Source organism: Pseudomonas sp. C11 (genome assembly GCF_034683865.1).
Classification (GTDB): Bacteria; Pseudomonadota; Gammaproteobacteria; order Pseudomonadales; family Pseudomonadaceae; genus Aquipseudomonas.
This window is the reverse complement of record NZ_JAWIIP010000113.1, coordinates 1-231: the sequence shown is the minus strand read 5'-3', so window position 1 is coordinate 231 and position 231 is coordinate 1. Positions and strand designations below refer to the sequence as shown.

1 protein-coding gene is annotated in these 231 nt (G+C 61.9%); it reads left to right on the top strand.

Annotated features, from left to right (window positions below; translation table 11 throughout):
• The coding region (locus tag VC352_RS25130) for an aminotransferase class I/II-fold pyridoxal phosphate-dependent enzyme (protein ID WP_322982187.1) at nt 1–231 on the top strand (231 nt) is incomplete at both ends.

Genomic DNA, 231 nt, shown 5'->3' with positions numbered 1-231 from the left:
GACGACACGCGTGTCGTGTTCATCGCCAACCCCAACAACCCGACCGGTACCTTGTTCTGCCCGGATGCACTGGATGCCTTCCTAGCCAAGGTTCCGGAGCGCGTGCTGGTGGTGCTCGACGATGCCTATATCGAATACGCCGAGGGTGTCGCGCTGCCCGATGGCATGGACGATCTGGCGCGCTTACCCAATCTGCTGGTCTCGCGCACCTTCTCCAACGCCTATGGCCTG